The following is a 12,564-nucleotide window of genomic DNA, read 5'->3' on the forward strand; positions in this document are numbered from 1 at the left end:
TCGATATTAGAGAGAAACAAGGGGGCAGTCCTAAATGACAACACTAGATAAAAATAACAAATTCAATGATTTGAACAATCAAATTGGCGAAATCCTAAAGTATTCTAACGAACTAAATATCCCGCTATCTATTGCTTTTGAGTTGAATGACAACGTTGAACTAGTTTCAAACGATCAGTGTTCAGGCAAAGAGCAATTCGAAAACATAAAAACCCTTCACGAATCAAAAGGCGATGTGACTGATTTCTTACTCAGCTTATGCAAGCTACCTGCACAGTCAGATCCGCTTAACAATGTTAAGTCACACAATAATCAAGCTGACTTTACAATGACCAATTCCCAAGTTTTGTCTACCAAGCACTAATCGATCAGGAGCAATATTTAATGGAACAGAAGAAAATCAACCTCGGACTAGGTGGTGTATGCCTAGCATTAATAATTTCGAATGTAACTTTGTACAACTCGCTACAAGAAAAAAGTGAAGTTATAACAAAGCTGTCCGATGCAATGATCAATGTTGAAACCAATATGCTTCAGGCTCCTTCCTCGTTCGCTGCTGAAGACGTTAAAAACTATATTATGGACAACCCTGATGTCGTAGTGAAATCCCTTGCTAAGTATCGCTTTGAGCAAGAGCAAGCAACTAAAGCCCAAGAAGCTAAAAAGGTTGAAACCTCTATGGATGCTTTATACAACGACAAGAACGATCCATTTATTGGCAATCCAAATGGTAAGCATGTAGTGGTTGAGTTTGTTGACTATAACTGTGGGTACTGTAAGCGTTTGGCTCCAACGCTAAAAGAATTTGTTGCTATTGATCCTGAAGCCAAGGTGATCGTGAAGGAATATCCTATCTTCACCAATCAGCCAACATCTGCATATTCCGCGATGGTGGCAACGGCTGTATTCTACTACAAGCCGGAAGTGTATGGAGACATTCACCATGCATTTATGGGCAGCAAACTAACTCGTGAAGGTATTGACCAAATCTTAGTAAACTACGGTATCGACAAAGACAAGCTTCAACCGCACATGGAAACAGCTAGAAAGCAGATTGAGAAGGTCAGAGGCTTGGGTGCACAATTACAAGTGACTGGTACACCAACCGTGTTTATAGGAGCTGAACGTGCTCATGGCGGGTGGTCTGCACAGCAATTAAAAGCCAAGTTTACTAACTAAAGGATCGCGCAATGACGAAATTTGGTTCAACAGTATACCTAACAGCAATTATGATTCTATCTGTGGGGTTCAAGGCGAACGCTTCTGAGTCATACGATATGAAGCTGCAAGCTCTACAATCCTCTTGTCCGAGCTGCGCTGAAATTTCCGAAAGAGCTATGACAATTCGACACGAATCTTGCGGCGAACCAGTGAGTAAAGAGAACTTAGAAAAGCTGATGACAGAATCAAAGATCTACCCATTCATGCTCTCTGTTTACGGTATGCAGACTGAACCTGAAGCTCTAGATGTGTACTGGCGTGGGTTACAAGAATCGGCTAATTGTGAAGATGAGACAGCATGGATAGAAGACTTCAAAGAGCTAATTCTGTCTGAAAAATACTTCAACTTACTTTCTTCTAAAGTCCAATGAATTGATAATTTGGACAAATTTAGCAAGAACAGTAGCGCACCTTTGAGTGCGCTTTTTTTATTTGGAAATTTTTTACTCTATGATATTGTTAACTCAGTTTTAGCCGAGAGTCCTATTTGGACTTTCACTAAATGCTCCAACTTGGAGCAAAACTAAGTCCTCTTTATGAGGCAAAAAAGTGGTTGCCGGTAACGGTACGATGTCGGACGAGAATCGTCATAGATCGCGCAAGCGGCGAAAGCAGCGACACCACAAAATCTGCTTTTAAGACATAACCTAATAGTTCCGCTTAACGTGGAATCCTATCAAACCCCAAGGGTAATCTTTTACCCAAAGTGGGGCATAGATTTACCCTTTTTTATTTAAAATTGGAGTAAATCATGAACTCAACTCAACAAACGCTAACATCTGTACTTGTATGTGCATTCATTATTGCAATGTATAAAGTTTCAGATTCAGCAGCTCAATTCGTAGCAATGGCAATTTTTGTTTTAGTTCCCGTAACTATTGCATATGCCGCTATTCGAATTGGCAAACTGCTCCTTAACCGTTCTTCATCTCAAATCAAACGTAACGTTCGTATGACTAAAGACGAAGTAGAACAGCGGATCGCAAATGCTAACCAGGCAAAAGCAATCTCTGGCGCAGAACTAATGAATATCCCTGCTTACGCTCGTAAACAGAAAGGTATCCATTACCCAATGACAACAGACGTTCTAAATGGTCACGTTGTCGTAGCACGAGGCTAATTTTTGGTTAGCTTTCTTTAAATCAAACCCGATGGGGCTATGTCCCTATGGGTGTAGCTCCGTCTTTGGAGTTACAAATGACACATCCTCAAACAAGTAATCAAACTCAAAGTACACAAAAGGAAGATGCTAACAAAAAGAAGTTGGTCGGGAAAATTGCTGAGAAGTTTGGTGTAGATCCAAGAGGTTTTTGGGACACACTGAAATCTACAGCCTTTAAGCAACGCAACGGCGATGCACCTACCAATGAACAAATGATGGCTCTTTTGATTGTGGCAGACCAATACGGTTTGAACCCTTTCACTAAAGAGATCTACGCTTTCCCCGACCAAAACAATGGAATAATTCCAATTGTTGGTGTTGATGGATGGTCACGGATCATAAACACTCATCCTCAGTTTGATGGGTTAGAATTTAGGTTTTCATCTGAAAAGGTGTCAATGCCTAATGCCAAAGAGTGTCCTGAGTGGTGTGAATGCATCGTTTACCGCAAGGATAGAACTCGTCCAACGATAGTGCGGGAATACCTCGATGAAGTATTCCGAAGCTTAAACTATAACAACCCTTGGAAAAGCCATACAAAGCGCATGTTGCGCCATAAGGCAATGATCCAAACTGCTCGTATAGCATTAGGTTACGTGGGTATTTATGACGAAGACGAAGCAAGTCGAATCATAGAGAGCCAAAGCCAAGCAACCACAAAGCAGTCCATCGAGTTCGAAGAACAAACTCAGCCTTTACCAAAACCTCAAGCACAATCAGAACTGATGAGTGACTTGAATCAAGCTGATTTTGATACCTTTGAAGATGCTCAATACGTCCCTGTTGATGAAGAAAACACACCGACTCAACAAGCCAATGCAACTAGCCATTTTCAATCTAGTGAAGATGACATTGTAAAAACACAATTTGGCATGTTGGCATCTAAGGATGTCAATATGATTGACCAGATGGTGTCATTTACTGTGGATACCGGCGCATGGGACACAACAAAAGATAGTTTCAAAGAACGCTATGATGGCGCAACGTTAGAGTATGCATTAAGCACTCTTAACGAAGCGTTCAACAAAGAGTTTGCTGAATAAATTTATCCAACCCAATAAGGGCGTATCCTGCCCTTATAGGCGTGATGCACCCTTATATTTTTAAAATTTAAGGAGGGCATTATGCCTGTAGTAGATATCGTTCAACGTAGTGAAAAGTGGTTTGAGTGGCGGAAGCAAGGCATTACAGCCTCAATGATTCCGGTGATCATGGGGTTATCTCCATATCAAACACCTTACCAACTTTGGGCAGAATTGGTCGGCTTGAAAGAGCCGGATGATTTGTCCAAAAACTACCATGTGCAAAGGGGTGTAGAACAAGAACCCGAAGCGCGTGAAGCCGTTGAAAACGAATATGGTAAGCCTTACATGCCAGTGTGTGTTGAAGCTGACCATGAGCACCTTTTCCGAGCATCTTTAGATGGCCTATACATACTAGGCTCAGATAAAGAAGTATTGGAAATCAAATGTCCTTGCGAAAAAATCTACAACGAGATTTTAGCAATGCAAGGACAAGCACCAACGTTTCAAATGTACGCTGCGCAAGTGCAGTGGCAATTGAACTGTTCGGGAGCTGACATTGGTAGATTGTACTTCTACTTGCGGGGTAAACGCCCTATTTCAACTCGCATTCGTCGCAATGACGCTTTTATTAAAAAAGCAGAAAAAGCAGCGATTGATTTCTGGAAACGAGTTCAGTCGAACACACCTCCAGAGATGATCGAGGGTCGAGATAAGGTTGTCTATGACACTCCAATTTCTAATCAGGATAACTCTTGGCAAGAAAGAGTAGAACAGTACAAAGAAAAGTCAGCGCGTCATGCTGAACTCGTTCGTCAATGCGATGCGGTAAAAGCTGATCTTAAACAGCTTGAATCGTATTTCACCGAACAAATACCAAGTGACGTTCAAACCTTCAATAAAGATGGTATTCGCGCAACCCGTGTCGATAAGACCGGTAATGTGAACTACCAAAACTTGCTAGCGGAAATTGAAGATACGATGAATGTGGTTATTCCATCTTCACTTATCGAAAAACACCGTAACAAAGGCTCTACTTACTTCCGTGTGACCATTCAAGAAGAATCAAGCAATCAAGCTGACGTTCCAATTGAACAATATCAACCGAAAGTTGAAGCAGAACAGCCGAAGCAAGAAGCAACACCACTTTCAGTGACTCCGGCAGAACAAGCTGTTCCGTCCTCGCTTGTAAGTGACGTTGAAACTCATACCGAACCTGAAGAACCTACACCTATAACAGCACCAATTAAGCCGCTGGCACCAGGTAACTTCTTCGAAAAATCAGCTCAAAACCACTACTTCTAAGGAGGGTGTATGTTTAACTTCGGTGAAACATATCTTGCCGTTGATCGGCTTATTGATAGCGTTTGGACAGTAAAATTCGAGTTCCAACCTGACGGTGTAAAAATTCTCTCGTTTTCGAGTGACACCCCTGATGGTTACAAACTAGAACAAACTCTGCCAAAGGTTCGCATTATCGAAAACGACAAACGCATTGTACATGCCATAAAGGTTTATAACCCTGACATGCCATCGTTTGAACGTGACCAAGATAATTACTTGATTGGAGAGTACAAGGTTGCTAATCCGCAATACGTTTTCAGCTACACAGAAAGCGAGGTGGAATAATGGCGATCAAAGTACCTTTCAAACCCAAAGTACCTCAAATCACACTAGATTTGCGGAGTGAACAAGGAAATGTTTTTCAACTAATAAGTCTTGCTAGAAAGCTATCAGCTCAGCTTGGTTTAGATGGAGAAAAAATTCAAAAACGTATGATGACTGGTGACTATTATTGTGCAGTTAACATCTTCGATGCTTACTTTGGTGATTATGTCACTTTGTTAGTATCAGAAGAAATCAGAGAAGAGCTATCAGTCGAGAAATATCTGATGTCTTAATCTGACATTATCCAACCCAATACGGGCAACACAGCCCGTAGGGGAGCTGTAGTTGCCCTTTTTATTATTTGAAGGAAAGCAGCTATGGCTAAATTAATTGAAAAAACTTACCCACTCGAAATTTTTGGTTTTCAAGGTACAGGTATGGACGTTAAAGGTTTTGAACCATGTAACCACCCTAATGTACCGATGCTAAAAAAAGAGTATGTGTTTCGTCGGGAAACGTTAAGAGATGTCGTGAACTTTATTGATTGTTCTTTTGGTGATGGGTTACTGATTGTCGGTCCAACCGGCTGCGGCAAAACATCATTGGCAGAACAAGTTTGCGCTCGGCTACATTACCCTGTTCAAAACTACACTTGTGGTGGCTCAACCGAATTTATGGATTTGGTAGGGCAATGGACACTTCAAAATGGTTCAACCGTCTGGATGGATGGTGTGTTAACCAAAGCGATGCGTGAAGGTCACATTCTCATTCTTAATGAAATTGACCTTGTCGATCCGGCTGAATTAGCAAACCTAAATGGAGTGCTAGAAGGTTCACCATTAGTGTTATCGCAAAAGAACGGCGAAATAGTGTATCCACACGAAAATTTCCGTTTGATTGCTACTTCAAATTCAAATGGCTCAGGTAGCGATGGGATGTATGCTGGCGTCCAGCGTCAGAATCTCGCGTTCCTAGACCGATTTATCGTTATTGAAGTTGACTATGCAGATGCAGATGTTGAGAAGGATATCTTGGGCAAAATTGCTCCGAATATCCCGAACACCATTCGTGAACGTATGGTCGCATTAGCGAATAAAGTAAGAACCGTGTTTAAAGGAGAGGAAGATACTAGCATTGAGCTAAGTGTCACTTTTTCCACTCGAACACTAATTCGTTGGGCTATTCAAATCCAACGAAACATGGGAGCACCTTGCGCTTTAAGCTATGCACTTGATCGTGCATTACTGAATCGTTGCTCTAACGCTGAAGAAAAGGAAGCTATTAATACTTGGGCGATTGCCCTATTTGGTAGCAGCTTTGATCCTGAAGCGTAATTAAATCAATCCCAACGGGGTATGTGTCCCGTTGGTACATATGCCTCTTGTTGGTACAAAAAACTTAAAGAGGTATAAATGTTTGATTTTTATTTAATCTATTACTTGTTTATCAAGTATCTAAAAGCTGTTGTGCACTTCGCACATAAGCGGAAAAAAGAGGTAGCTGTTCAACTAAAACTGCTTGGCACTGCATCCTATACTGCTGCATTCGTGTACGCTATCGAGAAAGGTTTAGACTTCAACGTGTTGAAGCTAACTGTAATCGGTGTACTCGTTGTAGCATTAGCAGAAAAGCTTAATCGGTAGTAACATAAACTTAGGTTCACTTAATCAAGGAGAACTGCAATGACAGCTATCTACATAATTAGTGGTATTGCTATCGCTATTGGGTTGCTAACAATGTATGCACCCAATATCGAGAAATGGTGCGATAAGCAGCTAGCAAAAAAGCACTAAGAAACAACGATAAGAAGTAGCGTAAGCACTCTTATCTAAATTTGAAAACCGCCAAAGGGCATATCAATTAGCCCTGTGGCGAATGGTATGTCCTTTTTTTATACATAAAATTGGAGATACCATTATGACTACACAACCTACCTCTGTTCTGAATGACATTGTTGCTGTTCAACTGAACGTTAACCAATGGACAGGACGGAAAAAACTGGCAGAAAATGACCTCTCACTACAAGGTGAAGCTCCACCAAAAGAGATCATTAACCTCGGCAGTAAACACACTACAGATCCCAAGGCTCTAAAAGTATTCAATACTTTGAAACGTCAAATGGAACGAGCTTGCCTGACCATCGGCATCCCGTTCCTTGGTGGATATGCAGTACCTTCAGATAAGGCAGATGAACTAGCCAAACGACTAACAAAAATCGTTGGTCAGTTTGAGCTAGAGAAAACTGCTTATCTTCAAAAGCATGAGTCAATTCAACAAGACTGGATCAAGAATTTCCCTCAATACGAGCGTATTCTTGTGAAAGCGTTGACTCCTACTTCAGATGTTGAGAAACGTATTAATGCCTCTTTCTCAATGTTTAAAGTTCAATCCGCACAGTCTGCCGTCACTGTCGATGCTGGACTATCAAATCAAGTTGATAGTTTGGGAGAGACATTGGATGCAGACATCTTGAAAAGCTCCAATAAGCTACTTGATAGCTTAACGGGTGCAATTCAACCGAACCAAACCAATGTAGCTTCATTGCGGAAACTCCGCGAGAAAGTACAAGGTTTGGCTTTCCTTAATGGTCGCTTTTTGAAGCTAGTCAATAAGATTAAGCAAGTAGAAAGTGCCATGCCTATTACTGGTAAGCTCAACACTGATGAAGTACATAGACTGTCTGGTTTACTGTATCAAATGAGTGATGAAGATAGGTTGCAAGCGTTAATGAGCAACTTAGAAAACGAACCAGTACCGGTTGCCGCTACTCAACTAGCCGTTGAGCAGCCACAACCTGCAAGCTTAGAGTCAACCTTAGAACCTGCAAGTGTCGATTTTGAATCAGACGATGTGTTTGGGTTGGGTGATGCAGACTTTAGTTTCGGTGAACCTGATTCTGATGAGTCAGATTTGGGACTAAGCGAGGCAGATTTTAGTTTTGAGTTCAGCGATATTTCAACGTCGAGCACACAACAATCTGCAACGAAAGCTACATTCTTCTAAGTTCAAAACAAACCCTAGACGGGAGCAATTCCCGTCAGGGGGTTGCTCCATTTTTAATATATGGAGTTCTACTATGTTTCATCAAATCACTTTCGAATCTCGATCACCGTATCGCTACGTTGCTCATTTCAGAAAGCCATCCTCTAACCTTCATGATATGGACTCTTACTTCTCCGTTGAAGTCCATGTATCTCAGAATGAATGGGGAACGCTAATGGATGAGAATATTCGATATTCAATTGAAATTTGTAAGATAGAACGTCCTGACATCATGGCGTTCTATACGTACAAATCACGTAGATTTACTGTCTCCGGCGACCAATTTGTTACTGATATTGGTAAGCTTTTGGTTAAGTACGGTGTTGTAGCTGAAGGAGTACCTTTTCAGGTCAACATTGAACTAAACAGAAAGGTGCATTCGTTCATGCAAATGAACGCCGGATGCGTATACGCAAAAGAATCTACGCATTTACAAACCGTACAAGATCTGTTTTCAGAGTTCGCGGATATACCTGTAAACAATGAAGATGAGATCGAGCAAAGCTGGGCGCATTTTGATAAAGGAAATGACCGCTTTGAAGTTTTGAAGTGGTTTGAAGAATCATTCGGTTATCCGGTGGACTTCTTACTCACTCTAGAACAATGCTCATAGTTTGGAGGGAGATTACATGTCTTGTCCTGCTTGTAATGCTAACCAAATAACCTACGAATATTTCTGTGTTTTAGCGTCACACTCATGGAGTCGGCACAAAGTACAGCGAGTTCTCAGGAAAAATGGTTCACATAGCTACTTCACTTACCATTTAGTAGCTTAACAATCCCTGTATAGACGACAGAGAGCGTCAAATACAGATTTAACCCCTATGGGCGTACTTTGCCCAACAGGGGGGTATAGTGCGCTTCATACTTTCATTTGGAGTTTCAACTATGTTATTTCGTTATAACCCTCAAGCTAGATCAATCGTATTTTGGTCAGTGCTTACTCTTGGTGTTCTAATTGTGCTGTTTCCGGTAATTACCGCATTCACGTATGAGTGGAAATCATTCTTCGAAGAACCGAGCGCGTTTGTACGGGATGTAAGGCAATTCATTGTCTTACTTGGATATTGCCTACTAGGTAGTTCCCCGTTCCTAGCGATGGCGCTTGCGATGAAAAAAGAATGGTTCTAACACCGATAACTGAGGCTTGATTTAGCCTCTATCAAAACTACCCCAAAGGGCGTACTTTGCCCGTAGGGGCATAGTGCGCCTTTTCTGATTAAGGAAGCACTATGAATCCTAGAGATGTTAGCTTTCAAGAATACAAGTCACAATGGACTCTTACCTATGAGCACGAAGACTTTTTTCTTGATGTCGAACAGTACGGTTGTCACGAAACCACTTTTGAACGCTGGCTGAAGCGCCAACGCATGTTCATTAAGCGGTACGGTGAGAATTGCACTATCAAACTATGTGACCTCGAATTACCAGAACGAACTTGGCAGTTTTTTACTCGCCATTTTGAGCGTGTAACTCGAACACAATATCTTGTAGATAAATACCCCGATGGCTTTTTTGAAGCGATAACTGAAGATGGGCAAGTGGCAGCGTTCTTACCGGATACGTATGGCAAGAAACCCTATCGGTTGTCCTTCTATGGAGAAAACGGGGCGCGTTATCATGAAACCTATGACTCAAGATCAGAAGCACTCAACGTCCTTGCTCACAGAAAATATTCTGCGAAAGAAGGGGCGTTAGATGCTCTGGTTGGTACTGATTCATGGAATCGAGGGGTCTATATCTGCAATTGGATAGCAGAGGGAATATTGCCCAACGATGGTCTAAAACGCGATAAACACATACCCGAAGTCGCTCAGCTCTTTGCTGAAAGACTTCAAGCGGCTTAATAAGCCATTCAATTAAACCCAACGGGGCTACTTCCCGTTGGGAGTAGTCCCTCTTTAGGAAACTACTCATGACAAAACTAAAAAGTGAACAATTTTATCAGTTACACGCAATCTTCTCAGAAAGCCTTGACCAACTCGCAAGTATGGGGTCACTGCCGATTGAGTTGGGACGGATAAAAATCGTGCACAAATCGGGGCGAGACTACCTTCTGGACACCCAAGCATACTTTTGGAGTGATCATAAGGTCGTGGCATGGTTCAAGACGTTTGAAGAAACGTTCCGCAACCAACCTTACGAGTTCCATTACAACATCACTGAAGAAGACATCATCAATGGTGATGTGATTGTTGAAGTGTACACCGGCGAAAACCACGAGGTGATACAGCCCAAGTCGTTACAGTTAGATATCGCTATCGACGGAAAGCTATACACACTTGATGCTAAGCCGAGTTCAAACAATATTGACTATTTTAAGACAATGAAAGTAGTCGAAAGTGATGACCAGGGGGAGTTTGTAAAACTCCATTTTTGGACAGTCACAGACATCATCAAACACATCAACGCTGATCGAAATGAGGATTGGCAAGATTACGATGAGTTTGATTGGCATGAAGGCTGGAAAGAGTGGTGCGCTCACCAAGAGAACTTTAAGATTGCCGATGGCAACTTAAACGCAGCATATTTCCAAAAGATATAGAGATATAAACACATAAACCCTTAACGGGCGCAATTGCCCGTTTTGGGGTGATTGCGTTCCGTTTATCAACAATGAAATCGGAGAGCAATCATGGGTTTTTTCTCTTGGAAAACAGCAGATACATCAGAGTCAATTGCAAACATCAGTTCTGGAAAACATAAAGGCGTCAGCGTTTATCTTCTGAGTCCTGATGGTAATCACATTGCGGAACGGGCATATCAAGGATATGGGCGTTTTGGCGGTGTTGACGCATATGCATGGCTTGCAAAGCAAAACCTTGGAAGCGATGTTGAACATCTTTGTTTGTATGATGATGAGAACGAGCTGAGAGCGTTAGGAATAGAGCTACAATATGAGGCACATAGCCGAATTACGTTGCCACTAAAATTCTCATTTAATAAATGTGCTATCTATGATGAATTACCGGAAAGTGAGGAATGCCCACTCTATTGTAAACAAGACATTTTTATCTTTTATATTCAATGGCTTATTTTCCTGCTAATTGGTAATACCATGAAAAATACCATGCTCAGAAAAGGCTTAACAATATTTTGAAAAATTGCCTACTGAGCGCTGCCGCACAGCTCCATAGGCCGCTTTCCTGGCTTTGCTTCCAGATGTATGCTATTCTGCTCCTGCAGCTAATGGATCACCGCAAACAGGTTACTCGCCTGGGGATTCCCTTTCGACCCGAGCATCCGTATGAGACTCATGCTCGATTATTATTATTATAGAAGCCCCCATGAATAAATCGCTCATCATTTTCGGCATCGTCAACATAACCTCGGACAGTTTCTCCGATGGAGGCCGGTATCTGGCGCCAGACGCAGCCATTGCGCAGGCGCGTAAGCTGATGGCCGAGGGGGCAGATGTGATCGACCTCGGTCCGGCATCCAGCAATCCCGACGCCGCGCCTGTTTCGTCCGACACAGAAATCGCGCGTATCGCGCCGGTGCTGGACGCGCTCAAGGCAGATGGCATTCCCGTCTCGCTCGACAGTTATCAACCCGCGACGCAAGCCTATGCCTTGTCGCGTGGTGTGGCCTATCTCAATGATATTCGCGGTTTTCCAGACGCTGCGTTCTATCCGCAATTGGCGAAATCATCTGCCAAACTCGTCGTTATGCATTCGGTGCAAGACGGGCAGGCAGATCGGCGCGAGGCACCCGCTGGCGACATCATGGATCACATTGCGGCGTTCTTTGACGCGCGCATCGCGGCGCTGACGGGTGCCGGTATCAAACGCAACCGCCTTGTCCTTGATCCCGGCATGGGGTTTTTTCTGGGGGCTGCTCCCGAAACCTCGCTCTCGGTGCTGGCGCGGTTCGATGAATTGCGGCTGCGCTTCGATTTGCCGGTGCTTCTGTCTGTTTCGCGCAAATCCTTTCTGCGCGCGCTCACAGGCCGTGGTCCGGGGGATGTCGGGGCCGCGACACTCGCTGCAGAGCTTGCCGCCGCCGCAGGTGGAGCTGACTTCATCCGCACACACGAGCCGCGCCCCTTGCGCGACGGGCTGGCGGTATTGGCGGCGCTGAAAGAAACCGCAAGAATTCGTTAACTGCACATTCGGGATATTTCTCTATATTCGCGGTTCAGCAGGCATGTCCCCTTTGAGGGCGACCCGACGACAGGATAATCGACCTTATGGTGCGCAAATATTTCGGCACAGACGGTATTCGTGGCAAAGCCAACGAAGGCGCGATGACGGCGGAAACCGCCTTGCGCGTCGGCATGGCGGCTGGCCGTGTCTTTCGTCGCGGTGACCACCGCCATCGTGTCGTGATCGGCAAGGATACGCGCCTGTCGGGCTATATGCTTGAACCCGCGCTCACAGCCGGTTTCACCTCGATGGGCATGGACGTATTCCTTTTTGGCCCGCTGCCGACAACGTATAGGAAGAATAAACGCCCTTTTCACCCAAGTCCAACAGCTTTGGACCGCAGTTGACTCTTTCGACACCCCTG

The 12,564-nt window shown here is 43.4% G+C and carries 18 protein-coding genes; all 18 read left to right on the plus strand.

The window, feature by feature from the left end; genetic code table 11:
- Nucleotides 1–34 precede the first annotated feature (34 nt).
- The 18 genes from R8O10_RS22870 (at nucleotide 35) to R8O10_RS22955 (ending at nucleotide 12,547) form a co-directional block, all read left to right on the plus strand.
- Nucleotides 35–364 (plus strand): hypothetical protein, encoded by a 330-nt coding sequence (locus R8O10_RS22870; protein ID WP_118121269.1) that lies wholly within the window; start codon nucleotides 35–37, stop codon nucleotides 362–364.
- A 20-nt stretch (nucleotides 365–384) separates the two neighbouring features.
- Nucleotides 385–1,179 carry a DsbA family protein gene (locus R8O10_RS22875; protein ID WP_140134575.1) on the plus strand — a complete coding sequence of 265 codons (795 nt, stop codon included), beginning with the start codon at nucleotides 385–387 and terminating at the stop codon, nucleotides 1,177–1,179.
- Nucleotides 1,180–1,190: 11 nt separating this feature from the next.
- On the plus strand, nucleotides 1,191–1,592 hold the full coding sequence (locus R8O10_RS22880; protein ID WP_140134572.1) for a hypothetical protein: 402 nt from the start codon (nucleotides 1,191–1,193) through the stop codon (nucleotides 1,590–1,592).
- A 380-nt stretch (nucleotides 1,593–1,972) separates the two neighbouring features.
- On the plus strand, nucleotides 1,973–2,341 hold the full coding sequence (locus tag R8O10_RS22885; protein WP_025624714.1) for a hypothetical protein: 369 nt from the start codon (nucleotides 1,973–1,975) through the stop codon (nucleotides 2,339–2,341).
- 77 nt (nucleotides 2,342–2,418) lie between these two features.
- The gene (gene bet / locus R8O10_RS22890; RefSeq protein ID WP_140134600.1) at nucleotides 2,419–3,426 is read left to right on the plus strand and encodes a phage recombination protein Bet; all 1,008 of its coding nucleotides are present in this window, start codon (nucleotides 2,419–2,421) and stop codon (nucleotides 3,424–3,426) included.
- 81 nt (nucleotides 3,427–3,507) lie between these two features.
- Entirely contained in the window at nucleotides 3,508–4,710 is a 1,203-nt protein-coding gene (locus R8O10_RS22895; protein ID WP_025624716.1) for a YqaJ viral recombinase family protein, read from the plus strand.
- A gap of 9 nt (nucleotides 4,711–4,719) precedes the next feature.
- On the plus strand, nucleotides 4,720–5,034 hold the full coding sequence (locus R8O10_RS22900; RefSeq protein ID WP_025624717.1) for a hypothetical protein: 315 nt from the start codon (nucleotides 4,720–4,722) through the stop codon (nucleotides 5,032–5,034).
- On the plus strand, nucleotides 5,034–5,306 hold the full coding sequence (locus tag R8O10_RS22905; RefSeq protein WP_318129531.1) for a hypothetical protein: 273 nt from the start codon (nucleotides 5,034–5,036) through the stop codon (nucleotides 5,304–5,306). The genes R8O10_RS22900 and R8O10_RS22905 overlap by 1 nt, the downstream gene beginning before the upstream one ends.
- Nucleotides 5,307–5,390: 84 nt before the next feature.
- Entirely contained in the window at nucleotides 5,391–6,347 is a 957-nt protein-coding gene (locus R8O10_RS22910; RefSeq protein WP_025624720.1) for an AAA family ATPase, read from the plus strand.
- A 78-nt stretch (nucleotides 6,348–6,425) separates the two neighbouring features.
- Complete coding sequence (locus tag R8O10_RS22915) at nucleotides 6,426–6,656, plus strand: hypothetical protein (protein ID WP_025624721.1); 231 nt, start codon at nucleotides 6,426–6,428, stop codon at nucleotides 6,654–6,656.
- Nucleotides 6,657–6,930: 274 nt separating this feature from the next.
- Complete coding sequence (locus tag R8O10_RS22920; RefSeq protein ID WP_225492076.1) at nucleotides 6,931–8,016, plus strand: DUF3150 domain-containing protein; 1,086 nt, start codon at nucleotides 6,931–6,933, stop codon at nucleotides 8,014–8,016.
- 73 nt (nucleotides 8,017–8,089) lie between these two features.
- Nucleotides 8,090–8,668, plus strand: a complete 579-nt coding sequence (locus tag R8O10_RS22925) for a hypothetical protein (protein ID WP_025624723.1) — start codon at nucleotides 8,090–8,092, stop codon at nucleotides 8,666–8,668.
- Between the two features lie 275 nt (nucleotides 8,669–8,943).
- On the plus strand, nucleotides 8,944–9,186 hold the full coding sequence (locus tag R8O10_RS22930; RefSeq protein ID WP_025624725.1) for a hypothetical protein: 243 nt from the start codon (nucleotides 8,944–8,946) through the stop codon (nucleotides 9,184–9,186).
- Nucleotides 9,187–9,287: 101 nt separating this feature from the next.
- The gene (locus R8O10_RS22935; protein WP_140134568.1) at nucleotides 9,288–9,902 is read left to right on the plus strand and encodes a hypothetical protein; all 615 of its coding nucleotides are present in this window, start codon (nucleotides 9,288–9,290) and stop codon (nucleotides 9,900–9,902) included.
- 68 nt (nucleotides 9,903–9,970) lie between these two features.
- Entirely contained in the window at nucleotides 9,971–10,600 is a 630-nt protein-coding gene (locus R8O10_RS22940; RefSeq protein ID WP_318129532.1) for a hypothetical protein, read from the plus strand.
- A gap of 90 nt (nucleotides 10,601–10,690) precedes the next feature.
- Nucleotides 10,691–11,155: a hypothetical protein gene (locus R8O10_RS22945; RefSeq protein ID WP_318191750.1), complete on the plus strand. Its 465-nt coding sequence runs from the start codon at nucleotides 10,691–10,693 to the stop codon at nucleotides 11,153–11,155.
- 187 nt (nucleotides 11,156–11,342) lie between these two features.
- Nucleotides 11,343–12,158: a sulfonamide-resistant dihydropteroate synthase Sul2 gene (sul2, locus tag R8O10_RS22950; RefSeq protein WP_001043260.1), complete on the plus strand. Its 816-nt coding sequence runs from the start codon at nucleotides 11,343–11,345 to the stop codon at nucleotides 12,156–12,158.
- A gap of 86 nt (nucleotides 12,159–12,244) precedes the next feature.
- A complete protein-coding gene (locus R8O10_RS22955; RefSeq protein WP_000251875.1) occupies nucleotides 12,245–12,547 on the plus strand; it encodes a phosphoglucosamine mutase in 303 nt (100 codons plus the stop codon).
- The last annotated feature ends 17 nt before the right edge of the window (nucleotides 12,548–12,564 follow it).

The organism is Vibrio sp. 1727, assembly GCF_033344415.1.
Lineage (GTDB): Bacteria > Pseudomonadota > Gammaproteobacteria > Enterobacterales > Vibrionaceae > Vibrio > Vibrio alginolyticus.

Bases quoted from the DNA above. Each gene is read 5' to 3' on its own strand.
- R8O10_RS22870 (WP_118121269.1), top strand. From the start codon at position 35: ATGACAACACTAGATAAAAATAACAAATTCAATGATTTGAACAATCAA.
- R8O10_RS22875 (WP_140134575.1), top strand. From the start codon at position 385: ATGGAACAGAAGAAAATCAACCTCGGACTAGGTGGTGTATGCCTAGCA.
- R8O10_RS22880 (WP_140134572.1), top strand. From the start codon at position 1,191: ATGACGAAATTTGGTTCAACAGTATACCTAACAGCAATTATGATTCTA.
- R8O10_RS22885 (WP_025624714.1), top strand. From the start codon at position 1,973: ATGAACTCAACTCAACAAACGCTAACATCTGTACTTGTATGTGCATTC.
- bet (WP_140134600.1), top strand. From the start codon at position 2,419: ATGACACATCCTCAAACAAGTAATCAAACTCAAAGTACACAAAAGGAA.
- R8O10_RS22895 (WP_025624716.1), top strand. From the start codon at position 3,508: ATGCCTGTAGTAGATATCGTTCAACGTAGTGAAAAGTGGTTTGAGTGG.
- R8O10_RS22900 (WP_025624717.1), top strand. From the start codon at position 4,720: ATGTTTAACTTCGGTGAAACATATCTTGCCGTTGATCGGCTTATTGAT.
- R8O10_RS22905 (WP_318129531.1), top strand. From the start codon at position 5,034: ATGGCGATCAAAGTACCTTTCAAACCCAAAGTACCTCAAATCACACTA.
- R8O10_RS22910 (WP_025624720.1), top strand. From the start codon at position 5,391: ATGGCTAAATTAATTGAAAAAACTTACCCACTCGAAATTTTTGGTTTT.
- R8O10_RS22915 (WP_025624721.1), top strand. From the start codon at position 6,426: ATGTTTGATTTTTATTTAATCTATTACTTGTTTATCAAGTATCTAAAA.
- R8O10_RS22920 (WP_225492076.1), top strand. From the start codon at position 6,931: ATGACTACACAACCTACCTCTGTTCTGAATGACATTGTTGCTGTTCAA.
- R8O10_RS22925 (WP_025624723.1), top strand. From the start codon at position 8,090: ATGTTTCATCAAATCACTTTCGAATCTCGATCACCGTATCGCTACGTT.
- R8O10_RS22930 (WP_025624725.1), top strand. From the start codon at position 8,944: ATGTTATTTCGTTATAACCCTCAAGCTAGATCAATCGTATTTTGGTCA.
- R8O10_RS22935 (WP_140134568.1), top strand. From the start codon at position 9,288: ATGAATCCTAGAGATGTTAGCTTTCAAGAATACAAGTCACAATGGACT.
- R8O10_RS22940 (WP_318129532.1), top strand. From the start codon at position 9,971: ATGACAAAACTAAAAAGTGAACAATTTTATCAGTTACACGCAATCTTC.
- R8O10_RS22945 (WP_318191750.1), top strand. From the start codon at position 10,691: ATGGGTTTTTTCTCTTGGAAAACAGCAGATACATCAGAGTCAATTGCA.
- sul2 (WP_001043260.1), top strand. From the start codon at position 11,343: ATGAATAAATCGCTCATCATTTTCGGCATCGTCAACATAACCTCGGAC.
- R8O10_RS22955 (WP_000251875.1), top strand. From the start codon at position 12,245: ATGGTGCGCAAATATTTCGGCACAGACGGTATTCGTGGCAAAGCCAAC.